This is a genomic window from Actinomadura barringtoniae (genome assembly GCF_017573505.1).
Lineage (GTDB): Bacteria > Actinomycetota > Actinomycetes > Streptosporangiales > Streptosporangiaceae > Spirillospora > Spirillospora barringtoniae.
Genome location: NZ_JAGEOJ010000004.1, coordinates 155,175 through 177,677, shown reverse-complemented (window position 1 = coordinate 177,677; position 22,503 = coordinate 155,175). Strand labels below are relative to the sequence as shown.

Annotated in this window: 24 protein-coding genes; 17 read left to right on the top strand and 7 right to left on the bottom strand. The window is 70.9% G+C overall.

What is annotated here, in order from left to right; genetic code table 11:
* The first annotated feature begins 31 nt into the window (after positions 1-31).
* Together J4573_RS10685 and J4573_RS10680 are read left to right on the top strand one after the other, a co-directional pair.
* On the top strand, positions 32-178 hold the full coding sequence (locus tag J4573_RS10685) for a GPGG-motif small membrane protein (RefSeq protein ID WP_208255197.1): 147 nt from the start codon (positions 32-34) through the stop codon (positions 176-178).
* Positions 179-288: 110 nt separating this feature from the next.
* Positions 289-1,215 carry an SDR family oxidoreductase gene (locus tag J4573_RS10680; protein ID WP_208255196.1) on the top strand — a complete coding sequence of 309 codons (927 nt, stop codon included), beginning with the start codon at positions 289-291 and terminating at the stop codon, positions 1,213-1,215.
* Here J4573_RS10680 and J4573_RS10675 read toward each other — a convergent pair.
* Positions 1,199-2,200 (bottom strand): helix-turn-helix transcriptional regulator, encoded by a 1,002-nt coding sequence (locus tag J4573_RS10675; RefSeq protein WP_208255195.1) that lies wholly within the window; start codon positions 2,198-2,200, stop codon positions 1,199-1,201. The genes J4573_RS10680 and J4573_RS10675 overlap by 17 nt on opposite strands.
* 73 nt (positions 2,201-2,273) lie before the next feature.
* Between J4573_RS10675 and J4573_RS56010 the strand changes: the two genes are divergently transcribed.
* The gene (locus tag J4573_RS56010; protein WP_208255194.1) at positions 2,274-2,966 is read left to right on the top strand and encodes a FadR/GntR family transcriptional regulator; all 693 of its coding nucleotides are present in this window, start codon (positions 2,274-2,276) and stop codon (positions 2,964-2,966) included.
* A 94-nt stretch (positions 2,967-3,060) separates the two neighbouring features.
* Complete coding sequence (gene add / locus J4573_RS10665; RefSeq protein WP_208255193.1) at positions 3,061-4,077, top strand: adenosine deaminase; 1,017 nt, start codon at positions 3,061-3,063, stop codon at positions 4,075-4,077.
* A gap of 32 nt (positions 4,078-4,109) precedes the next feature.
* Here add and J4573_RS56005 read toward each other — a convergent pair whose 3' ends face one another.
* Genes J4573_RS56005 through J4573_RS10650 form a run of 3 tightly spaced genes read right to left on the bottom strand, consistent with a single transcriptional unit; the run spans position 4,110 to position 7,913 of the window.
* Positions 4,110-5,366 carry a DUF1266 domain-containing protein gene (locus J4573_RS56005; RefSeq protein WP_208255192.1) on the bottom strand — a complete coding sequence of 419 codons (1,257 nt, stop codon included), beginning with the start codon at positions 5,364-5,366 and terminating at the stop codon, positions 4,110-4,112.
* Between the two features lie 4 nt (positions 5,367-5,370).
* A complete protein-coding gene (locus J4573_RS10655) occupies positions 5,371-7,437 on the bottom strand; it encodes a molybdopterin-containing oxidoreductase family protein (RefSeq protein ID WP_208255191.1) in 2,067 nt (688 codons plus the stop codon).
* Positions 7,437-7,913 carry a hypothetical protein gene (locus J4573_RS10650; protein ID WP_208255190.1) on the bottom strand — a complete coding sequence of 159 codons (477 nt, stop codon included), beginning with the start codon at positions 7,911-7,913 and terminating at the stop codon, positions 7,437-7,439. The genes J4573_RS10655 and J4573_RS10650 overlap by 1 nt, the downstream gene beginning before the upstream one ends.
* 159 nt (positions 7,914-8,072) lie before the next feature.
* Here J4573_RS10650 and thyX point away from each other — a divergent pair, with 159 nt between their 5' ends.
* Entirely contained in the window at positions 8,073-8,795 is a 723-nt protein-coding gene (gene thyX, locus J4573_RS10645; protein WP_208255189.1) for an FAD-dependent thymidylate synthase, read from the top strand.
* 18 nt (positions 8,796-8,813) lie between these two features.
* On the opposite strand, the gene J4573_RS10640 is transcribed toward thyX, so the two are convergent.
* On the bottom strand, positions 8,814-9,194 hold the full coding sequence (locus J4573_RS10640) for a VOC family protein (RefSeq protein WP_208255188.1): 381 nt from the start codon (positions 9,192-9,194) through the stop codon (positions 8,814-8,816).
* 92 nt (positions 9,195-9,286) lie between these two features.
* Between J4573_RS10640 and J4573_RS10635 the strand changes: the two genes are divergently transcribed.
* A complete protein-coding gene (locus tag J4573_RS10635) occupies positions 9,287-10,507 on the top strand; it encodes an MFS transporter (protein ID WP_208255187.1) in 1,221 nt (406 codons plus the stop codon).
* A 62-nt stretch (positions 10,508-10,569) separates the two neighbouring features.
* On the top strand, positions 10,570-11,298 hold the full coding sequence (locus tag J4573_RS10630) for a dienelactone hydrolase family protein (RefSeq protein WP_208255186.1): 729 nt from the start codon (positions 10,570-10,572) through the stop codon (positions 11,296-11,298).
* Between the two features lie 5 nt (positions 11,299-11,303).
* Here the strand turns inward: J4573_RS10630 and J4573_RS10625 are convergent, their stop codons facing one another.
* Complete coding sequence (locus J4573_RS10625; protein WP_208255185.1) at positions 11,304-11,708, bottom strand: PaaI family thioesterase; 405 nt, start codon at positions 11,706-11,708, stop codon at positions 11,304-11,306.
* A 139-nt stretch (positions 11,709-11,847) separates the two neighbouring features.
* On the opposite strand from J4573_RS10625, the gene J4573_RS10620 reads away from it, so the two are divergent.
* The 8 genes from J4573_RS10620 to J4573_RS10585 all read left to right on the top strand — a co-directional run bounded on the left by J4573_RS10620 (position 11,848) and on the right by J4573_RS10585 (position 18,513).
* Positions 11,848-12,447: a sulfite oxidase-like oxidoreductase gene (locus J4573_RS10620; RefSeq protein WP_208255184.1), complete on the top strand. Its 600-nt coding sequence runs from the start codon at positions 11,848-11,850 to the stop codon at positions 12,445-12,447.
* Positions 12,417-13,148 carry a ferredoxin reductase gene (locus tag J4573_RS10615; RefSeq protein ID WP_307796591.1) on the top strand — a complete coding sequence of 244 codons (732 nt, stop codon included), beginning with the start codon at positions 12,417-12,419 and terminating at the stop codon, positions 13,146-13,148. The genes J4573_RS10620 and J4573_RS10615 overlap by 31 nt, the downstream gene beginning before the upstream one ends.
* A gap of 1 nt (position 13,149) precedes the next feature.
* On the top strand, positions 13,150-13,416 hold the full coding sequence (locus J4573_RS10610) for a DUF6510 family protein (RefSeq protein WP_208255183.1): 267 nt from the start codon (positions 13,150-13,152) through the stop codon (positions 13,414-13,416).
* Between the two features lie 217 nt (positions 13,417-13,633).
* Positions 13,634-14,299, top strand: coding sequence for a Bax inhibitor-1/YccA family protein (locus J4573_RS10605; protein ID WP_208255182.1), 666 nt, complete (start codon positions 13,634-13,636; stop codon positions 14,297-14,299).
* Complete coding sequence (locus tag J4573_RS10600; protein ID WP_208255181.1) at positions 14,299-15,522, top strand: cysteine desulfurase-like protein; 1,224 nt, start codon at positions 14,299-14,301, stop codon at positions 15,520-15,522. Before J4573_RS10605 ends, J4573_RS10600 begins: the two co-directional genes overlap by 1 nt.
* Positions 15,523-15,588: 66 nt before the next feature.
* A complete protein-coding gene (locus J4573_RS10595; RefSeq protein ID WP_208255180.1) occupies positions 15,589-16,452 on the top strand; it encodes a glycosyltransferase in 864 nt (287 codons plus the stop codon).
* A gap of 51 nt (positions 16,453-16,503) precedes the next feature.
* The gene (locus J4573_RS10590) at positions 16,504-17,310 is read left to right on the top strand and encodes a helix-turn-helix domain-containing protein (RefSeq protein ID WP_208255179.1); all 807 of its coding nucleotides are present in this window, start codon (positions 16,504-16,506) and stop codon (positions 17,308-17,310) included.
* Between the two features lie 153 nt (positions 17,311-17,463).
* On the top strand, positions 17,464-18,513 hold the full coding sequence (locus J4573_RS10585) for an MBL fold metallo-hydrolase (RefSeq protein WP_208255178.1): 1,050 nt from the start codon (positions 17,464-17,466) through the stop codon (positions 18,511-18,513).
* Between the two features lie 166 nt (positions 18,514-18,679).
* Here the strand turns inward: J4573_RS10585 and J4573_RS10580 are convergent, their stop codons facing one another.
* Positions 18,680-19,828 carry a globin domain-containing protein gene (locus J4573_RS10580; protein WP_208255177.1) on the bottom strand — a complete coding sequence of 383 codons (1,149 nt, stop codon included), beginning with the start codon at positions 19,826-19,828 and terminating at the stop codon, positions 18,680-18,682.
* A 656-nt stretch (positions 19,829-20,484) separates the two neighbouring features.
* Between J4573_RS10580 and J4573_RS10575 the strand changes: the two genes are divergently transcribed.
* A complete protein-coding gene (locus tag J4573_RS10575) occupies positions 20,485-21,237 on the top strand; it encodes a gamma-glutamyl-gamma-aminobutyrate hydrolase family protein (protein ID WP_208255176.1) in 753 nt (250 codons plus the stop codon).
* A gap of 234 nt (positions 21,238-21,471) precedes the next feature.
* On the top strand, positions 21,472-22,425 hold the full coding sequence (locus tag J4573_RS10570; RefSeq protein WP_208255175.1) for an alpha/beta hydrolase: 954 nt from the start codon (positions 21,472-21,474) through the stop codon (positions 22,423-22,425).
* Positions 22,426-22,503: the final 78 nt, after the last annotated feature.

The following is a 22,503-nucleotide window of genomic DNA, read 5'->3' as shown; positions in this document are numbered from 1 at the left end:
GCGGGGTTTCTATCGGGGGACCTCGCGGCCCATGTACACAATTCTGTGGCTCATCGCGGTGGTCATGGTCATCGCCGGCATCTACGTACTCATCGCCCGGCGTGAACTGCTGTTCGGGATCATCCTCATCGTTCTCGGACTGCTCATCGGCCCGGGCGGTGTGAGCATCTTCAGTTAGCCCCGGCGGACAGGCTCGGCCCCCAGGCCCAGAACCCCGCCGGGGGCCGACCGACACCCGCGAACCAACCCTGACGTGAACTGACAGGTTTTCCTGTGAGGCTCGTTCTCATGAACACCGAGAACGGGGAACTCAAGGGCAAGATCGCACTGGTCGCCGGGGCCACTCGCGGCGCCGGACGCGGCATCGCCGTGTCGCTGGGCGCCGCGGGGGCCACGGTCTACGTGACCGGCCGTACGACCCGTACGGCACGGTCGGAGATGGACCGCCCGGAGACCATCGAGGAGACGGCCGAACTGGTGACCGCCGCGGGCGGCGAGGGCATCGCCGTCCAGGTGGACCACCTCGAGTCGGGCCAGGTCGACGCGCTGGTCGAACGGATCGACGCCGAGCACGGGCGCCTGGACGTCCTGGTCAACGACGTCTGGGGCGGCGACCACCTCTTCGAGTGGAACACCCCGCTGTGGGAGCACTCGCTCGACAAGGGCCTGCGGCTGCTCCGCCTGGCGGTCGAGACGCACATCATCACCAGCCACAAGGCGCTGCCGCTGCTGATCAAGAACCCCGGCGGGCTGGTCGTCGAGATCACCGACGGCACCGCCGAGACCAACGCCGAGTACCGCAAGGGCAGCGGGTTCTTCTACGACCTGGCGAAGTGGTCGGTGATCCGGATGGGGCTCGGGCTGGGGGAGGAGCTCAAGGGGCACGACGCCACGGCGGTGTCGCTCAGCCCTGGGTGGCTCCGTTCGGAGCACATGCTCGAGATCTACGGGGTCACCGAGGAGAACTGGCGGGACGCCACCGAGAAGACCCCGCACTTCGCGATCTCCGAGACGCCGCGCTTCGTCGGGCGTGCGGTCGCCGCGCTCGCCGCCGACCCGGACCGCGCCCGCTGGAACGGGGAGTCCCTGTCGAGCGGCGGGCTGGCCCAGGTCTACGGCTTCACCGACCTGGACGGCAGCCGTCCCGACGCGTGGCGCTACATCAAGGAGGTCGAGTCGGCAGGCAAGCCCGCCGACGTCACCGGTTACCGGTAGCCCCCTGGCTCTTCCGGCCCTTCTGGCCGTAGAGGGCGACGACCGCCTCGGCGGTCTCGCGGAACCGATCCCTCAGCTCGGCGGGCTCGAGGATCTCGATCTCGGGCCCCAGCCGTACCAGCTCGGTGTGGGCGACGGCCGGGGACTCGACGGGCAGCGTGGTGGTCACCCACCCGTGCTCGTCGGGCTCCCCGGCGCTCGCCACGGCCCGCTCGACGGCGTACGGCTCGACGACGTACCGCAGCCGGCGCAGCCCGAGCGGGCTCAGCCGCACGGTGATCTCCTCGCGCAGCATCGACCGCAGGAACGCCTCCGCCTGCTCGGCCCAGTGGCCCGGCAGGTCGAACTCCTCATCGCGGTCGAACGTCTCGCCGACCGGCCGCATCGCTGTGATCTTCTCGACCCGGTAGGTCAGATGGCGTTCGCCGACCCGCGCGACCAGGTACCAGACCCCGTTCTTCAGCACGAGACCGTACGGCTCGACCGTCCGCGTCACTTCCTCGCGGCGCCTGTAGCGGATCTCCAGCGTCTCGTCCCGCCACACCGCCTGTGCCAGCTCCTCCAGCAGCGGCGGCGGGTCGGCGCTCCCGAACCAGCCCGGCGCGTCCAGGTGGAAGCGCTGCCCTGCCCGCGTCGAGGCGTCCCGGAACGTGCTCGGCAGCGCGGCCAGCACCTTCAGCTGCGCTGCGGCGACCGCGTCGCCCAGCCCCATGTCGCCCGCCGGGCCCGGCAGGCCGGACAGGAACAGCGCCTCGGCCTCCTCGCGGCTGAGCCCGGTGAGGCGCGTACGGTAGCCGTCGACCAGCCGGTAGCCGCCGTGCCGCCCCTGCTCGGCGTAGACCGGGACGCCCGCCGCCGAGAGCGCCTCGACGTCGCGGTAGACGGTCCGTTCCGACACCTCCAGCTCGCGGGCCAGCTCGGCGGCCGTCATCGTCCCGCGTGACTGGAGCAGGAGCAGCAGCGAGATCAGCCTGGACGCGCGCACCCTGCCATCTTCCCCCACCGGGCTCGACTAGAGTGGATGAGCCACTGATCCAGCATCTCCAGGGGAGTCGCCCGTGACCTCGCCGATCGCCCGCGACACCGTGGTCGACGCCCTCGCCGACCGGCTGCGCGACGACGTGCTGAGCGGGCGCTACCCGCCGGGCTCCTACCTGCCGCCCGAACGGGAGCTGGCCGCGGCCTACGAGGTGACCCGGACCTCGCTCAAGCACGCGATCGTGCGGCTGGCGCAGGCGGGCCTGGTGGAGACCAAGCACGGCGTGGGCACCCGGGTCCGTGACTACGTGCGGCTCGGCGGGCCCGAACTGCTGCCGATGCTGGTCCGCACCGTCGGCCCCGAGTGGATGACCGAGATCTTCGAGGTGCGCCGCGAGGTCGGCGCCCAGGTCGCCGCCAAGGCCGCCGCGCACGCCACCGCCGAGCAGCGGGCGCGGCTGCGCGAGCTGACCGGTGAGCTGCGCGGTGCCGCGGACGCCTCGGCGGCCCAGCTCACCGAGAGTGAGATCCACCGCGTGATCGCGGCCGCGACCGGCAACCGGGTGTACGGGTTCCTGGTGAACGCGCTCCTCAACGCCTACCTGGAGATCCGCGTGGGCTTCCAGCACGCGTTCACCGACCCGCCCGCGGCGGCCGACCGGATCACGCCGCTGATCGACGCGCTCTGCGACGGCGATCCGGACCGCGCGCGGGCGACCGCCGACGCCTATTTCACTGAGACCGAACGCCTCATGATCGGCGAACGGCCGTAGATCTCCGGCCTGCGGCCGTAACCTGACATATCTGTGGCAGAAACAGCGCTTTTGCCTATCCTGGCGCCGTTTCGGGTTGTTAGCGTCTCGCGCCATGACGACGTCCATCCACGCGTTCATCGACGCATTGCCCAAGGTCGAGCTGCACGTCCACCTGGTGGGCTCGGCCTCGGTGCCGACCGTTCTGGAGCTGTCGCGGCGACACCCCGACAGCCCGGTCCCGACCGGTGAGGAGGAGCTGCGCGCCTTCTACCGCTTCACCGACTTCCCCCACTTCGCGACCGTCTACGAGTCCGTGTCCAGCCTGGTGCGCACCCCCGAGGACGTGGCCACCCTGGTGCTCGGCACCGCCCGCGACCTGGCGGCGCAGAACGCCCGGTACGTGGAGCTCACCGTCACCCCGTACACCCACCAGCGGGCCGGGATGCCGATGCCCGCGATCACCCAGGCGCTGAACCTGGCCGCCCGCGAGGCTCGGGAACGGCACGGCATTCAGGTCGCCTACATCTTCGACATCCCCGGCGAGTTCGGCCCCGAGGGCTGCCGCCGTACGGCCGAGCACGCCGTCGAGCACCCGCCCGAGGCGCTGATCGGCTTCGGGCTCGGCGGGATCGAGCAGATGCGCGACGGCATCCGCGACGAGATCCGCGAGGCGTTCGGCCGCGCCCGCGCCGCCGGGCTGCACAGCCTGCCGCACGGCGGCGAGATGAGCGGCCCCGCGACGATCTGGGAGGTCGTCGAGGCGCTCGGCGCCGAGCGGATCGGCCACGGCATCAGCTGCCTGGACGACCCGCGCCTGGTCGCCCACCTGCGCGAGACGCAGATCCCGCTGGAGGTCTGCCCGACGTCGAACGTGTGCACCGGCCAGGTCCCCGACCTCGCCTCGCACCCGCTGCCCAGGATGCTGGAGGAGGGCCTGTACGTCACGCTGAACAGCGACGACCCGCCCATGTTCGACACCACCCTCACCGGCGAGTACCGGGTGGCGGCCGACGTCTTCGGCTTCGACCGCGAGGGGCTGGCCGGGCTCGCCCGCAACACGGTGAAGGCCTCCTTCATGGACGAGACGGGCAAGAAGGCCGTTCTCAAGGAGATCGACGCCCTCGTCTGACGTCTGACCCGGCCGAGATGCCGGCCGGGCCGTCAGCCCCAGGCCATGCGGCGCCAGGGGCTGGCGGGATCGTCGATGAGGAGCCGGTGGCCGGTCAGGGAACGGTCGTACCACTCGCCGAACTCGCCGTCGTCGAAGCGCAGCATCCGGCCGAGGATGTAGCCGGCCGAGAACCCGGCCCACGAGGTGTAGACCTGATGGGCGTAGTGACCGGCCCGCAGCACGCAGTCCTCGGCCGCCTCCCGATCGCAGTACCCGGCGTTCAGCCCCCAGCGGGACATGTTGACCGCGCGGCCGAAGTCGTAGCCGTAGACGCTCTCGACCAGCCCGTCCGGCGGGAGCAGCCCGTCGGAACGGAACCGCGCCTCGTACCGCAGGATCTCCCCGGACAGGTCCAGCAGCGCGTTGATCGTCTTGGTGGAGATGTCCTTCTCGCGGCACCAGTCGGCGATGGCGACCTGCCAGGCGTGATGGTCGGGCGTGCTCTGGTCCCGGCGGTCCAGCACGACCTGGATCGCCGGATCGGAGTTGTCGGCCTGCAGCAGCGCGTCCATCTGTTTCTGCCAGCCGGCGTCGTCGGTGACGCCCCAGTCGCGTTCCAGCAGGGTCCGGTTGTCGTCGGGGTCCTCGTCGTGGGTCAGGCTGTTCCACGCGGCGCCGTTGCCGACCGCCAGGTGCGCGCCGACGGCGAGCGCGGCGCCAAGGCGCCCCCATGCGGCCGAGTCCGGGTCGGTGACGAGGATGTCGTAGTCGCGGTCGGGCCGCCGCTGCACCTCGGCGAGGATCGCCGCCACCTGCCGGTGCGCCTCGCCGCCCGGCGGCATGTGGGTCATCAGCTCGTGCAGCGGCTGCAGCGCCTCGGAGGGGGAGGCGTCCTTGACGATGAGCTTGGCGGCATGAACGGCGGCGCGATCGGCCCGCCCGTTGTCGCGGAGCTGCCGGAAACCCACCATGGCGGCCCAGGCACGCCGCGCCGCCTCGGCGGTGCGTCCCGCGCCTGCCAGCACGTACGCGGCCTGCCCGTCCAGAACGGCCCGCGCGTCCGCCGCCTCGCGCGGCAGCGAACCCGCGGCCTGGTCGGCCCGCGCCAGGACCTGCATGGCCTCGTTCGCGCGACCCGCCGCCGCGAGCGCTCGCGCGTGCCGGGCCCGTACGGCGATCGCGGACGGCCAGTCGCCCTGCGCCTCGAAGGCGTCGGCGACCCCGGCGAAGGCCGCGGCGGCCTCCTCGGACCTGCCCTGGCGCTCGTACTTCTTGGCCCGCTCCAGCTGGGCGCCCGTGTCGATCACGGTCTTACTCTGCCAGCACCGCCTCGACCTCGACCCGGGTGTCGTGGAAGACGGGCCCGCCGCCCAGGTCGGTGTCGCGTTCATCGACGACCGCGTTGGGGTTCGAGCCGCCGCTGAGCTTGGGCCACCGGCCCTTGGTGGTGCCCGCGACGCCCGGCCGCACCCGGTCGGTGACCTCGACGATCGCCTCGAACGAGCCCCGGTCGTTGCGCACCCGGACGGTCTGTCCGTCGGTCAGGTCGCGCGCGGCGGCGTCCACCTCGTTCAGCTGCACGACGGGACGGTCGCCCGCGCGCTTGCGGAGCGCCTCGTTGCTGCCGAACATCGTGTTGAGCGAGTTGTGCCCGGCGGCCGACACGAGCGCCAGCGGGAAGCGCCGCGCGAGCTTCGCGTCGGACACCTCACCGCCCGAGATGTAGTCCGGGAGCGCCGGGTAACCGCCGCCGATGGCCCGCTGCGAACGGAACTCCAGGCGTCCCGACGGCGTGGGGAACCCGTCCGCGTACGGCAGGAACGGGTCGGGCACGTTCATCCGGACGAAGCCCTCCTTGCGCAGCCGGTCGAGCGTGATGCCCTGCAGCGACGGATGGTCCGAGGTCAGCGCCGCCTCGGCGAGCTGCTCGTCGGAGTCGTACAGGGCCGGCTCGGTGAGGCCCATCGCGCGCGCCAGCCGCCGGAACGTCTCGGTGGTCGACAGGCACTCGCCGGGAGGGGCCACCGCAGGCTCGTTCCAGGCCAGGTACATGTGCCCGTAGCCGGCGTTGATGTCGGCGTGCTCGTGCTGGATCGTCGGCGGCAGAACGATGTCGGCGTAGTCCACGGTGTCGGTCGAGAACGGGTCCATGACCACCGTGAACAGGTCCTCGCGCTCCAGACCGCGGCGGATCTTGTTCTGGTGCGGGGTGGAGCCCACGGGGTTGGCGCCGATCACGAACAGCGCCTTGACCGGCGGGTCGTTCACCTCCAGCAGGCCCTCGCCCAGGCGGCTCATCGACAGCACGCGCGTCGGACGCGGCAGCAGGTCCATGCGGACCAGGTTCCAGACATCGATCTTCACGTGGCCCGACGTGGAGCCGGCCAGCCCGCCGCCGCGCAGCTTCCAGTCGCCGGTCACGCCGGGGATACACGCGATCGTCCGCAGCGCCATCCCGCCGCCGGCGTGCCGCTGCAGGCCCTGCGTCGCCCGGATCGCCGTCGGTCGCGTCCGCGCGATCCGCTCGCCCAGCGCGACGATCGTCTCCTCCGGAATCCCGGTGATCTCCGCGGCCCGCCGCGGCGGGTATTCGGCGATCCGCTCGCGGAACTCCTCCCAGCCCAGAGTGTGGTCGCGCAGGAACTCCTCGTCCTGCGCGCCCAGGCCGACGATGACGTTCATCAGCGCCAGGCCCAGCGCGGCATCCGTCCCCGGGATCGGCGCCAGGTGCTCGTCGGCCTGCTTGGCCGTACGCGTCTGCACCGGATCGATCGCCACGACGTACGCGCCCGCCTGCCGCGCGTCCTGGATGAACTTCCACACGTGGTGGCCGCTGGTCAGCGGATTGGTGCCCCACAGGATGATGAGCTTGGAGTGGGCGAGGTCCTCGGGATCCATGCCCCCCGCGTTCCCCAGCGTCTGCTTGACCCCCGTGGCTCCCGCCACCGAGCAGATGTTGGGGTCGTGCCCCGAGGCGCCGAGCACGTTGAAGAACCGCTTGCCCGAGTACCCCTCAAGGCCCTGGAGGTAGCCGAGCGACCCGGTGCCCCAGTACGGCCAGATCGCCTCGCCGCCATCGGTGTCGACGATGCCCCGCAGCCTGGTGGCGATCTCCTCGAGCGCCTCGTCCCAGGTGATCCGTTCGAACCTGCCCTCGCCCTTGGCGCCCACGCGCCGCATCGGATGCAGGATCCGGTTGGGCTGCTCGGCGTGCTCCAGCCACCGGTTGACCTTCGCGCACAGGGCGCCCCGCGTGTACGGATGGTCCGGATTCCCGCGCAGCTTCGTCGCCTTGCCGTCCTCAACGGTGACGACCCACGAGCACCCGTCAGGGCAGTCCAGCGGGCACGCGCCCAGGACCTTCAGCTGTGTCCCCATCAGACCCGGCCCTCGAAGAAGTCGTCCAGATACGCGGCCACATCGGGCCCGTCCGGATTGGCCAGCACATGCCTGAGCCACGCCCGCCGCTCATGATCGACCGCCACGCCCTCCCAGACGCAGAAGATCGCCGGACTCGGATGCACCGCTAGCTTGCCCGGATCATCCAGCGGAGCCGAGTAGAGATGCTGATGGATCTCGTTCTCCCCGGACCACCAGTCATAGAGCACGAAACAGAAGTCACCGGCCCGATGGACGACCATGAACCCCAGCCCGTACTGGTCCTCCGCGTCGGGCAGCACGTCCGGCGCCAGCTTCAAGGCGGCCTCGACCAGCTCCGCGGGCGGCCGGTCGCCCTCCGAGGTGATCCCGTACACCTTCAGCCGCCATCCCGCCGTCTCATGAAGCCCGAGAGGCGCGATGGGCCGCGGTCGATGAGGCCCGCGAAGGGCGATCTGCTCCTGTGCCACGTCCACCGTCAACCTCCCGAATCAACCAGATCATCCCAGTCTGCGTGATCGATTCATGAGTGTCACTATGAGACGGGCATTACGCAGCGCGGTGCCGCGATCCTGTCACCGGGCGGGTCTAGGGTTGCTGAGGCGGTTTCAAGGCACGAGGCAGGGGAGGTCCCGGTGGACGAGGTCGACATCGAGTTTCGCAGTGACGTGGTGGTGGAGCTGATCAAATCGGCCGCCTCCGACGCCGACGTCCTGTGGGCCGCCCGGGTCTCCACCAAGGGCGAGAGCTCCCTCGCCGAGATCGAGGCCGACCCCGAGCGCTCCAAGGGCCTGATCAACTACCTGATGCGCGACCGCCACGGCACCCCGTTCGAGCACTCCTCGATGACCTTCTACGTCCGGGCCCCCATCTTCGTCTTCCGCGAATATCAACGGCACCGCACCTTCTCGTTCAACGAGGAATCCGGCCGTTACCGGAAACTCGAGCCGGTCTTCTACGTCCCCGGCCCCGAGCGCAAGCTCGTCCAGGAGGGCAAGCCCGGCAAGTACGTCTTCGTCGACGGCAGCCCCGAGCAGCACAAGCTCGTCACCGAGGCCACCCAGGAGAGCTACCGGCAGTCCTACCGGGCCTACCTGGAGATGCTCGAAGCGGGCATCGCCCGCGAGGTCGCCCGCACCGTCCTGCCGGTCGGCCTCTATTCCTCGATGTACGCCACCTGCAACGCGCGGGCCCTCATGAACTTCCTCTCCCTGCGCACCAAGCGCGAGGACTCGACCTTCCCCTCGTTCCCGCAGCGCGAGATCGAGATGGTGGCCGAGCAGATGGAGGAGCAGTGGGCCGCCCTCATGCCCCTCACCCACGCCGCCTTCGAAGCCAACGGCCGCGTCTGCCCTTGACCTTGTAGGGCTAGAGGGTCAGAGGTAGTTGCTGACTTCGATGAGGTTTCGGTCGGGGTCGCGGAAGTAGACGCTGAGGATGGGGCCGGTCGCGCCGGTGCGCTCGACCGGGCCCTCTTCGATGGGGACGCCGTGGGCGGTGAGCTCCTTGACGACGTCGTCGATCGGGGTGGCGGCGATGAGGCAGAGGTCGGCGGTGCCGGGGAGCGCGTGCTCGGCCTTGGGCTCGAACTCGTGGCCGGCCTCGTGCAGGTTGATCTTGCTGGTGCCGAACGTGAGGGCGCGGCGGCCGTCGCCGAAGGTGACGGGGTCCATGCCGAGGACGCGGGCGTAGAAGTCGACGGTGGCGTCGAGGTTCGCGACGGTGAGGACGAGGTGGTCGAGCCGGTCGATGCGCATGGGGTCACGGTAGGCGATGCATGGGGCTTGCTATTGCGAATGAGTTGCAACAACGTGGGTGGGACTGCTCACTAGGTTGAACGGACCCCCCCATGCCTCGTTTGGTGCCGGATGGCCGACCGCAGCGCGTTATTGCTGCGGCGAACTTCGTCAACACGGTTGGTAGTGGGATCTACCTGACGGCCGGCGTTCTGTATTTCACGCAGGCGGCTCATCTGCCGGCGTCGCAGGTGGGGTTGGGGCTGGGCATCGCGGGCGTTGTGTCGCTGGTGGCCGGGATCGGGGTCGGGCATCTGGCTGATCGGCGGGGCGCTCGGGGCGTTTACGCGGCCACGCTTGTGGTGCGGGGGCTGGCTACGGGGGCCTTCCTGCTGGCTGACGGTTTCTGGCCGTTCGTGGCCGCTGTGTGCGCGGCGGCGGGGGCTCATACGGCGGGGCAGGCCGCGCGGAGCCCGATCATCCGGGCGCACGGGGGAGAGCGGCCTCAGGAGTTCAGGGCCTACCTGCGGTCGGTGACCAACATCGGGGTCTCGTTCGGGGCCCTGCTGGCGGGGTGGGCCGTGCAGGTCGGGACGCAGGACGCCTATCAGCTGCTGATCGTTGGGAACGCGGTCTCGTGTGCGGCGTCGGCTGTCTTTCTCGTGATGCTGCCGCCGGTCATGCCTGTGGAGGTCGAGGAGGGGCCGCGCTGGGGTGCACTGAGGGACTGGCCCTATCTGGCGCTGACGGTGCTGGACGGGGTGATGTCGGTGCAGTTCAAGGTGCTGACCGTGGCGATTCCGCTGTGGCTGATCCAGGCCACGAGCACGCCGCGCTGGATGATCTCGGGAACGATGCTGCTGAACACGGCGATCGTCATCGTTTTTCAGGTGCGGGCCAGCCGGAGTATCGACACTCCGGCGGCCGGGGGAGCGGCCTACCGGCGTGCGGGGGTCGCGTTCCTGGTCTCGTGCGCGTTGCTGTCGTTCTCGGCGGGCGTGCCGGGCTGGGCGGCGGCCGGGTTGTTGATGGGCGCCGTGGTGATCCACACGGTGGGGGAGCTGTGGCACTCGGCGGGCGGCTTCGAAGTGTCGTTCGCGTTGGCGCCGGAGCATGCGACCGGGCAGTACCTGGGGGTCTTCGGTCTGGGGCTCGGGCTGGCCGAGGCGCTGGGGCCGGGTTTGCTCATCGCGTTGTGCATCAGCTGGGGGCGGCCCGGGTGGTACGTGGTGGGGGCGTTGTTCGCCGTCACCGGGCTGATGGCGCCGATCGTCGTGCGGTGGGCGCAGCGGCAGCAGGGCGTTCGGGCGGTTCCCGCGCTCGCCAACCTGTAGTGATCCACGTCACAGTGGCGGAGCCTGTGCGGAGGGGATGCGCGGGTCCAGGGTGATGGGGCATGGCCGACATCACGATTCCCGTTGGATCACTGGACCTTCCCGGCTATCTCGCCGTTCCCGAGGGCGAGGGGCCGTGGCCCGCGGTCGTCATCGTCTTCGAGGCGACCGGGGCCAACCAGGACATGCGCGATCAGGCCGACCGGCTGGCCGCGCAGGGCTACCTGGCCGTACTGCCCGACCTTTACAGCGGCAAGCCGTGGCTGCGGTGCGTTCGCAAGGCCATGCGCGACATGATGGCGCGGCGGGGCCCGGCGTTCGACGCCATCGAGGCCGCGCGGGTCTGGTCGGCCGAACGTGAGGACTGCACCGGGCGGGTCGGCGTCATCGGGTTCTGCATGGGCGGCGGGTTCGCCCTCGTCGCGGCCGCCAAGTACGACTTCGACGCGGCGTCGGTCAACTACGGCATCCTGCCGCGCGGAGATATGGCGAAGATCCTGGACGGGGCGTGCCCGGTCGTCGCCAGCTACGGCGGCAGGGACCGTACGCTGCGGGGCGCGGCGGGCAAGCTCGACCTCGCGCTGACCGAGGCCGGCGTGGTGCACGACGTGAAGGAGTACCCCGGGTCCGGGCACAGCTTCCTGACCGAGTCGACGGCCCCGCCGCCACTGAACGCGGTCGCCAAGGTGATGCTCGGGCTCGGCGCGGGACGCGAGAACGCCCCCGACGCCTGGGACCGGATCTTCGCCTTCTTCGGCGACCATCTCCGGAAAAACGGATCTACAACGTAAAGGCGTCAGGCCTGAAGGACCGCCTGGGTCTGCGTCACCTGAGCCACCCGCCGGTCCTTGGCGTCGAAGAGATCGGTCTGCACCACGATCGACGTACGCCCGACATGGAGCGGACGGGCGACCCCGCGCACATGCCCGTCGCGCACGCCCCGGAAGAAGTTGGTCTTGGACTCCAGCGTCGTGGTGAAGGTCCCGGGCTTGAGGTTGAGGAACGCGCAGACGCCACCGAGAGAGTCGGCCAGGGCCATCACCGCGCCGCCGTGCATCACGCCGCCCGAGGTGCAGCGTTCCTCGTCCCAGGCCAGCCGCCCGGTCACCTCCTCCGGCCCGGCGCTGTCGATCCGTACGCCCAGGGCCCGGGCGAACGGCATGGCATCGACCAACTGGTCGGGCGTCATCTCGGTCGTCATGCCGCCCACCCTGCCGCCCGCCCCTGCACCGCGTCCATTACGCCGGAGGTAATCGCGACGGGGCATGAGGGGCTGGGGTGCTGGTCAGGGGCGCTGGTCAGGGGCGTGGGATTATTGGGAGCGGAGGAAGGGGGAGCCGATGGGAATCGTTTCGCCGGGCTTCCGAGGACGAGGCAGAGCGCCGGGTGGGCGGCTGCCTCCGGGGCAGTATCTGACCACGGACTTTCCTGTGCTCTCGGCGGGGCCCACGCCCCGGGTGCGTGAAGAGGACTGGACGTTCACGGTCACCAATGAGGCGGGGAAGGACTACAACTGGTCCTGGCGGGAGCTGCTCGCGCTGCCGAGCGAGACGCCGACCGTGGACATCCACTGCGTGACCAAGTGGTCCAAGCTCGACACCTCCTGGCAGGGGGTGTCGCTGGACGTGCTGCTGGCCGATGTGGAGACCGCGGCCGACTATGCGCTGATCTACAGCTACGGCGGCTACACGACCAACCTGCCGCTGGAGGACCTGCTGGACGGGCAGGCATGGATCGTTCACCGGTTTGAAGGGGAAGAGCTGAGCGCCGAGCATGGCGGCCCGGCTCGGCTGCTGGTGCCGCACCTGTACTTCTGGAAGTCGGCGAAGTGGGTGCGGGGGATTCGCCTGCAGGACGAGGACATTCCCGGCTTCTGGGAGACGGCCGGCTATCACGACTATGGGGATCCGTGGCGGGAACAGCGGTACCAGGGCGACTGACCTGGCGGGTCGCGACCGTGGCCGAGCGGCGGATGGAGACGCCGACGGCCCTCACGCTGGTGCTGAAGGTGCCCGGATGGCCGGGACATCTGGCGGGCCAGCACGTGGACGTGCGGCTGACCGCCGAGGACGGCTACAGCACTCAGCGCAGCTACTCACTGGCCGCTCCGGCCGATGGTGAACTCGTCGAGCTCACCGTTCAGCGCGTGGACGACGGGGAGGTCTCGCCGTACCTCACAGAGATCCTGAGGGTGGGCGACCCGATCGAGCTGCGCGGTCCGGTCGGCGGGTGGTTCGTCTGGCGGGCCACCAGTGAACGGCCCGTGCTGCTGCTCGCCGGGGGCTCGGGGGTCGTGCCGCTGATGGCGATGATCAGGGCTCGGCGGCAGGCGGGGTCGTCGGCTCCGTTCCGCCTGCTGTACTCCGTGCGCTCGCCGGACCAGGTCCTGTACGCGAAGGAGCTGGAGGGCGAGGAGGCGACGCTGCTCTACACCCGGGCCGTTCCGGCGGGGGAGGCCCGGCCGGCGGGGCGGCTGAGCGTGGGCGACCTGCCCGGGGATGGCTGGGGGCCTGAGGCGGCGCCCGACTGCTTCGTCTGCGGGCCGACCGGGTTCGTGGAGTTCGCCGCCGACCTGCTCGTCGACGTGGGGCACGACCCCGCACGCATCAAGACCGAACGCTTCGGCCCTACGGGAGGCTGACATGACCGACTTCCTCGACGGCAACGCCCTGGCCGGACCGCTCGGCGAGGTGTTCGCGGCCGACATCACCACGGCGGTCGGGCAGTGCGCGCACTGCGGCCTGACCGGCGCCATCGCGACCCTGCGGGTGTACGGTCCCGAGCCCGGGATGGTCGCCCGCTGTCCCGGATGCGAAGGGGTCGTGCTGCGGCTCGTCCGTACGCCGGACGCCGCGATGCTCGATTTCACCGGCGCGCGCAGCATCCGCTTCCCGCTGCCGCCGTCCTGATCCGCGGGGCCGTCCTGATCCACGCCGCAGTCCTGATCCGCACAGCCGTCCTGATCCACCTGCCGTCCTGATCCGGCCTGATCGCGCATCCCTCCTGACGGGGGATGCGGGGGCGCCGGAATACGGGGTTCGATCTCTGCGGTTGCCGGATACGGGCCGGTGGTAGGAACCCTGTGCCCGCCACTGGCCGGGCCGGTGGCTTCGGAAGGAGAGGGCCATGAGCGACTCGATCGCCTATCCGTCGGGCAGAGCGATGTCCCGCGACGGGCAGCACGTGCTGTTCGCGCACACCATGGGGTACGTCGCGGGCACCAGCGCCGTTTTCGCGCTCGGCGCCTACCTGGGGCGCAACATCACCGGGATCGCGGGGCTGCTGGCGTTCATCGGCGCCTTCGTCTGCCTCATCGCGATGCGGTTCGCGGCACGCTCCTCCATGGGGCTGACGGTCGCGCTGCTCGCCGCGTTCGGGCTGCTGATCGGGGTCGCCGTCGCGCCGACGCTGGCCGTGTACGCGAGCACGGACCCGCGGGCCCTGTGGCAGGCGGGCGGGGCCACCGCACTGTTCATCGCCGGGTTCGGGGCGGCGGGCTACGCCACGCGGCGGGACCTGTCGGCGCTGGCGCGGGTGTGCTTCTGGGCGCTGATCGCCCTGATCGTGTTCGGGATCGTGATGATCTTCGTGAACATCCCGGGCGGCGCGCTGATCTACTCGATCCTGGGGCTGGTGATCTTCGCCGGGTTCACCATGTTCGACTTCCAGCGGCTGCGGCGCTCGCAGGACATCCAGTCCGCGCCGTTCCTGGCCGCCTCGATCTTCCTGGACATCCTGAACGTCTTCCTGTTCTTCCTCAGCATCTTCTCCGGAGGAGGCCGTAACAACTGATGACCTCGCTCGACGTCGCAGCGGTCAGGTCGCGATTCCCCGCCCTGAAGTCCGGGGTCGCCTTCTTCGACGGGCCGGGCGGGACGCAGACGCCCCGTTCGGTGATCGACGCCATCGGGGACGCGCTGGCCGCGCCCCTGTCCAACCGGGGCACGGTGACCGAGGGCGAGCGCAACGCCGAGGTGATCGTGGTCGAGGCGCGGTCCGCGGTCTCGGATCTGGTGAACGCGGACCTGGCCGGCATCGTTTTCGGCCGCAGCGCGACGCAACTGGCCTACGACGTGTCCCGCGCCATGGCCAAGACGTGGGGGCCGGGGGACGAGGTCGTGGTGACCAGGCTCGACCACGACGCGAACGTGCGTCCCTGGGTGCAGGCCGCGGAAGGCGCCGGAGCCACGGTGCGGTGGGCCGACTTCGACCCCGCCACCGGGGAGCTCGACCCGGGCGCGATCGAGGCGGTGCTGTCGCCGCGGACCCGGCTGGTCGCGGTCACCGCCGCGTCCAACCTGATCGGTACCCTCCCGGACCTGCCCGCGATCGCGCGGCTCGTGCACGGCGTCGGCGCGCTGCTGTACGTGGACGGCGTGCACTACACGGCCCACGCGGCGGTCGACGTCCAGGCGCTGGGCGCGGACTTCTTCGCCTGCTCGCCGTACAAGTTCTTCGGGCCGCATCTGGGCGTCCTCGCGGCCGATCCCGCGCTGCTCGGCACGCTGATGCCCGACAAGCTGCTTCCGTCCACCGATCAGGTCCCCGAACGGTTCGAGTTCGGGACGCTGCCGTACGAGCTGCTGGCGGGCACACGCGCGGCGATCGACTTCATCGCCGACCTCGGCGGCCCCGGCCGTCTTGGCGGTCCCGGCGGGCAGCGTGAACGCCTCGTCGCGGCGGCCGGCGCGATCCAGCAGCACGAGGACGCGCTGCGCGAGCGGATCGAGGAGGGACTGGCCGAGCTGGACGGGATCACGGCGCACTCGCGAGCGGCCCGCCGTACGCCCACGTCGCTGGTGACCTTCGACGGCCGCGACGCCGCCGACGCCTACCGCTTCCTGGCCGTACGCGGCATCCAGGCGCCCGCGGGCTCCTTCTACGCGATCGAGACGTCCCGGCACCTGGGACTGGGCGATACCGGTGGCCTCCGCATCGGGCTCGCCCCCTACAACGACCTGGAGGACGTCGACCGTCTCCTGCGCGCCCTCACCGAGTTCACGACCGAATCCTGAGGCCCTTGACGCGCGAGGTGGCGCGACTTTGCCGTCCCACTACCGGGCGCGGGTAAATGACCGGACATGGAGGACGTTGTCACGATCGTCGCGCCGGGCGGGCGCGGGGACGTTCAACCGTTCGTCGCGCTGGGCGTCGAGCTGGACCGCGCCGGGCACCGCGTGCGCATCGCCGCCCGCGACGACATGGCGGACCTGGTCACGGGCGCGGGCCTGGAACGCCTCAGGGCAGCCGACGGTCTCCGGCCGCCTCCCGGTGATCTGGTCATCGGCCGGTCGGGCCGCGCGGACGTCCAGGTCCACCTGCGACCCGGCATCGATCCGGCGAGCCAGAACGGCCCGGCGCTCCTGGCGTTCAGCCCGTCCCTGGCACCGCCCATCGGCGGCCTTCCCGACCACGCGGCAGTGACGGGCTTCTGGTTCTACGACTCGGGGGAGGGCTGGCACCCTTCGGCCGAGCTGGAGGCCTTCCTGGAGTCGGGCCCGCCGCCCGTCTACATGGGAGTCGGTGCCCCGCACCTCGTGAGAGAGATCGGCCTGCGAGCCGTGGGCGTCGGCTGCGAGACCGGCGCCGACGCGCCGCTCGACTGGCTCCTCCCGAGAGTCGCGGCCGCCGTTCACCAGGGCGACGCGCAGACTGCGTCCGCAGCGGCACGAGCCGGGATCCCGTCCGTCGTCCTCGGCGACGACACCATCTGGGCAGCACGCCTGCACGAGCTGGGCGCAGCACCGCCCCCACTGGCCGAACCGACGGCGGACAGCCTGGCGTCGGCGCTCGAGGCGACCGGCACCCAGCGGATGCGGGCGGTGGCGGAACGGCTCGGACGGCGGATCCGGTCGGAGGGCGGGACGGTCGCGGCTTTGGCGGCCCTTCGCGCCTGGGACCTGCTGCCGGCGCCCGAGCTGGCGTCCGCTTCGCGTTACCTGTGACGTAATCGCCCTCATGACCTGCGGGCAAGTAGCGTCGAGATCGTGACGACGATGACGACTTCGCTGAGCGACGTACGGCCGATCGGGGAGCAGTTGCGGGCCTGGCGGCAGCGGCGGCGGCTGAGCCAGCTGGAGCTGGCCTCGGCGGCGGACGTGTCGACCCGCCACCTGAGCTTCGTGGAGACCGGGCGGTCGGTGCCGAGCCGGGAGATGGTGCTGCGGCTGGCCGAGCATCTGGACGTGCCGCTGCGCGACCGGAACCTGTTGCTGGTGTCGGCGGGCTACGCGCCGATGTACGCCGAGACGCCGATGGAGGAGCCCCGGATGGACTCGGTGCGGGCGGCGCTCCGGCTGGTCCTGGAGGGGCACGAGCCCTTCCCGGCCGTGGTGGTGGACCGGTTCTGGAACCTGATCGACGCCAACGCGGCCGCGTCGCTGTTCATGGAGGGGGCGCCGCCGGAGCTGCTGGAGCCGCCGGTGAACGTGCTGAAGCTCAGCATGCACCCCGACGGCATGGCCAGGAACATCCTGAACCTGGGGGAGTGGCGAGCCCACATGGTCGAGCGGGTGCGGCGGCACGTGGCGCTGACCGCGGACGAGTCGCTCGCCCAGCTGTACCGGGAGCTGCGCGACTATCCCGGCAGCGATCCGGTGGCCGAGGCGGTCATCACGCCCGGCGGGAACGAGGTCGTGGTGCCGCTGCGGATGCGGCTCGGTGACGAGGAGCTGTCGTTCATCGGCACCATCGCCACGTTCGGCTCACCGGTCGACATCACGGTCGCCGAGCTGGCGATCGAGTCGTTCTATCCGGCCGACGCGCGCACGACGGCGTTCCTGCGCCACCGCGCCGGGTGGTGAGCGGAGCACGCCGGGTGGTGAGCGGAACGCGGGGTGGTGAGCGGAACGCGGGGTGGTGAGCGGGGCGCGGGGTGGTGAGCGGGGCGCGGGGTGGTGAACCGAGCGCGACGGCGTCGTGATAGACAGCTATGCCGAACGTAGTTCGGAGGGCAGATGAAGATCACGGGGACGTTGCAGCATCAGGCGTGGCAGGAGAAGGTGCTGCCGCCGGTCGAGCAGATCAGGCCTGGCCTGTGGTCGATCCCGGTGCCGATCCCGGACAACCCGCTGCGGTACGTCCTGGTGTACGGGCTGGAGCTGCCGGACGGGATCGCCATCATCGACGCCGGCTGGGACACCCCCGAGGCGTGGGACGCGCTGCGCGGCGGGCTCGGCATCGCCGGTTATGAGATCACCGACGTCAAGGCCGTGCTGGTCACCCACCTGCATCCCGACCACTACGGGCTGGCCGGGCGGGTGCGCGAGGAGTCGGGCGCGTGGGTGGCGCTGCACCCGGCGGACGCGGGGCTGCTGCGGGAGCGTTACCGCGACTTCGACGGGCTGATCGCCGCGATCCGCAAGCAGATGGCCGTCCACGGCGTACCGGACGAGGAGGCCGGGCCGCTCGCGGACGCCTCGCGCCGCATCCTGCCGCTGGTGCGGCACACCGACCCCGAGATCCTGCTGGAGGACGGCGAGCAGGTCCCGATCCCCGGCTGGAACCTGCGCACGGTCTGGACGCCTGGCCACTCGCCCGGCCACGTCTGCTTCCTCGATCCCGACCGGCGCCTGCTGATGTCGGGCGACCACGTGCTGCCGCGCATCACGCCCGCGATCGGCGTGCACCCGCAGCAGCGCCACAACCCGCTCGCCGACTTCTTCGACTCGCTCGACAAGGTCCGCGCGCTGGACGTCGAGGAGGTGCTGCCCGCCCACGAGTACCGGTTCGCCGGTCTCGCCGACCGGGTCACCGCGCTCGCCGAGCATCACACCGCGCGCCTGGACGAGATCGCGATCGAGGTCATCAAGGCGGGCGCGGACGGCGCCACCGCCTGGGACATCGCCCGGCGCCTCACCTGGTCGCGCCCCTGGGACCAGATCCAGCCGTTCATGCGCCGGACCGCCATGCTCGAGACGCTCGCGCACCTGGTGATGCTGGCAGCGCAGGACCGCGTCACGGCCCTGGAGGACCCGCGCCCCTGCCGGTGGCGCGCTGTTTCTTAGGGCTTTCGCGGCCTCGGCCCGCTCGCCTGGCGGCTCACGAACCGAACCGCAAAGGCTGCGAGCGCGACATCGCTTCGCTACCTGACCTGCGGGCCCTCGCCGTCGGCTTCGGGCCCGCAGGTCAGGTGGCGCGCTTCGCGGCTTCGTGGCCGAGGCCTGGCGGCGGTCAGGCTCCGACGGCGGTGGCGGCTCGGACGGCCTGCTCGGCGCTCAGCAGGTCGTGGTGGATGCGGGCCAGCGGCACGCCGAGCCGCTGGAGCTCGTTGACGGTGCCCCGGACCATGTCGGTGGGGCCGCAGATGTAGACGTCGTGGTCCTCCCAGTCGCGGAAGCGTTCGAGGACGTCGGGGATCCTGCCGCGCATGCCGTCGAAGTCGGGTTGCTCCGACAGCACCGGGATCACGCGCAGCCACGGATAGGTGGACTCCAGCAGCCGCAGGTCGGCCAGGTCGTAGAGGTCGCGTTCGGTGCGCGCCCCCAGGAGCAGGTGGACATGGCGGTGCCGGCCGGACATGACGACCTGCTCGGCCAGGGCCTTGAGCGGCGCGAGGCCGGTGCCGCCCGCGACCAGGAGCAGATCGCGGTCGGAGGCGGTGTCGAGCGTCATGGTGCCCATGGCGGGGCCGAGCAGGACGCTGTCGCCGATCCCGGTGTGGCGGACCAGCGCGCCGCTCACCCAGCCGGCGGGCTGGGCGCGCACGTGCAGGCGGAGCACGCCGTCCGAACGCGGCGCGTTGGCGATGGAGTACGGCCGCCAGACGCGCGGCCAGCGAGCCGTCTGGACGGTGACGTACTGCCCGGCGGTGAACGGCAGGGGATGGTTCGGCCGCAGGCTGAGCACCGCCAGGTCGGGTGTGCGGCGCTCGTGGCCGATGACCTCGGCGACCCACCACGGCGGCGCCGAGGCCGAATCCTCCTCCGCGGCGTCGATCATGAGGTCGGCGGCGGCCTGGAAGCCGGCGGTCCACGCCGCCTCGATCTCGGGCGTCCAGTCGTCGCCGCTGAACTTGCGCAGCGTGGCGATGAGCGCGGCGCCGACGGCCGGGTAGTGCTCGGCGAGGACGCCGAACTTGCGGTGGTCGCGGCCGAGCTGGCCGAGGTAGGACGCGAGGGACTCCGGGCTGTCCAGACTCCAGACGATCTTCGTGAGGGCATGAAAGAGGCGGTCGCGCTGATGGTCCATCGCCGGTGGAAACATTGCGCGCAGTCGCGGATTCTCGGCGAATAGGCGGCCATAAAAATAGGCGGCCGCACTATCTCCTTCAGGCTCGATGCGCGTGAAACTTTCCTTGACGACACGGGGTTCCAATGACATCTGCCAAGCTCCCCCCCTGGCTTTTGTCTTCAGGTCTCGATGTTCCCCGGCGCTCCAGCGCGCCCTCGAGGTGCCTGTCCGGTTGAGATTCTCGCACCCAAAGCCGCTGGTACTCAACCGATTCATCGCAAGGCACACGCATGCGCACCAAGAGTAATCGAAAGATGATTTTCCGTAATCAGTAATAGGGTGATCAGGGAGAAGCATACTGATCGGTATATGGAGATCATCGTGGCGACGGAAGATCGTCGCAACTAATTCCCCTTACCCCATGGCCGTTCTAGGGGTTTTCTCGCTACTCTGACTCCTCAGAAAGGGATTTCTGTCAGGCGTGGTGTAGAAACCTCATCCCGAGTATGAAGTTCGCGATTTCGTTCCCCGGGCGGCGCTCCGCGGCCCCGGGCCGGCCCTGTACCCGACCCTCGGCGGCGGCGCGGGCGCGCACGATCGCCGCACTCCCGGCGTTGGATCGATCTATGTGCTTTGGCCTGCGGAAATCAAAGGCTTACGGCAAGCTGGGCCGAAGACCGGGCCAGGGGTGGGACGGTCGAAATTGCTCGGCCATGCGTCATGACGACCTGGCGAACGCGGCTGACCGCGAGACATCGGGGAAGCGCGGAGCCGTCGCCAGTGCAACCGAGGAGGGGAATCCAGGCATGCCAGAGGCGACCCGGGGGGCCTCGCGCCCGCACGACGCCACAAGGAGCACCGCACCACTGATCGGCATCACCTCGTACCTCGAGCCGGCCCGTTGGGGGGTGTGGGTCCGCGAGGCGGCACTGCTGCCCGCGGCCTACATCCGGGCCGTCGAACGGGCCGGCGGGGTGCCGGTCGCACTGCCACCGGTCGGGACCCTGCGCGGCATGGACGCGCTGATCTCCCGGCTGGACGGCATCGTCTTCGCGGGCGGCGGCGACGTCGACCCGGACCTGTACGGGGCCGCCCGCCACGCTGAGACCGGCCCGCCGCAGCCGCGGCGCGACCGGTTCGAGCTCGCCCTGATCCGCGCCGTCGTCGAGGCCGACCTGCCGTTCCTGGCGGTCGACCGGGGCATGCAGGTGCTGAACGTGGCGCGCGACGGCACGCTCATCCAGCATCTGCCGGAGGCCGTCGGCCACGACACCCATGCGCCGACCGTCGGGATGGTCGGCTCGCACCGCGTCCAGATCAGCGCGACCAGCGTGGTGGGCAAGGTCCTCGGCGACTCGGCCGACGTGCCCACCTACCATCACCAGGCCGTGAGCCGCCTGGGCAAGGCGCTCGTGGCGGTGGCCTGGGCCGACGACCAGGTCGTCGAGGCGGTGGAGTTGCAGGGCCACCGGTTCGGCCTCGGCGTCCAGTGGCATCCGGAGGAAGGAGACGACCTGAGGCTCTTCGAGGCCCTGGTCAGCGAGGCCTCCGGCCGCTGACGCTCGGCTGGAGCGCTCGGCTGGAGCGTTCAGCCGGAGGAGCGAGCCGGAGGGGCGAGTCGCCGCGGTCGGGCCAGCGCGGTCGGATCAGCGCGGGGCGAACCGGCGCGGTCGAACGCCGTGCGGGCGGACGCGACGGGGGTTACGTCCGGATCCGGCATGACGGCCCAGGGCTGGGGGATCTTCGTTCGGGTAGATTCCCAGAACGTCACCCCCGCGCCCGGAGGTCGTCGCATGCCCTTGCATCCGCAGGCCGCGGAGTTCCTCGACATGCTGCACTCGTGGGACGCCTTCAACCTGCCCGAGCCCACGATCGACGAGATGCGCCGCCTCACCGACCTGGCGGGCTTCGCCGAGCGCCGCGAGCTGCCCCAGGTCACCGACCTGGCCGTGGCGGGCGCGGGCGGGCCGATCCGGGTGCGCCTCTACCGGCCGCCGGCCGCGCCGGGCGTCGCGCCTCCGGCGCTGATCTACCTGCACGGCGGCGGGTGGGTGCTCGGTGGCCTGGACCACGTCGACGTCGGCTGCCGCGAGCTGGCCGCGCGGGTGGGCTGCGTGGTCCTCAGCGTCGACTACCGTCTGGCGCCCGAACACCGGTTCCCCGCCGCCGTCGAGGACGCCTGGGCGGTCACGGCCGCCGCCGTACGGGACGCGGCGCGCTTCGGCGTCGACCCGGGCGCGGTCGCCGTCGCGGGGGACAGCGCGGGCGGCAACCTCGCCGCCGTGGTGGCGCTCCTCGCCCGCGACCGGGGCCTGCACCTGGCCCACCAGCTGCTGATCTATCCGGTGACCGACACCGCCATGAACACCCCCAGCCACCGCGCGTTCGCCACGGGATACGGCCTGGACGGCGAGGGCCTGGGACGCTTCATGAAGCTCTACCGGGGGAGCGCCGATCCCGCCGACCCGAGGATCGCCCCGCTGCGCGCGCCCGTCCTGTCGGGCCTGGCCCCCGCGACCGTCATCACCGCCGAGTACGACATCCTGCGCGACGAGGGCGAGGCCTACGCGCGCCGCCTGGCCGAGGCGGGCGTCGAGGTCGAGCTGCGCCGCTTCGAGGGCATGGTGCACTCCTTCTTCCTCATGCCCGAGATCTTCGACTCCGGTGCCGAGGCCCAGGAACTGGCTGTGCGACGATTGCGCGCGGCATTCGATCACGCGATCTCGGGAGAGGCGGGCGCCGCATGAGCGAGCCGCAGGGGCGCGGGCGCCGCCTGGACTGAGGAGCGAGGAACGAGCGACGAGGGAAGGCGGCGCCCGAAAGGC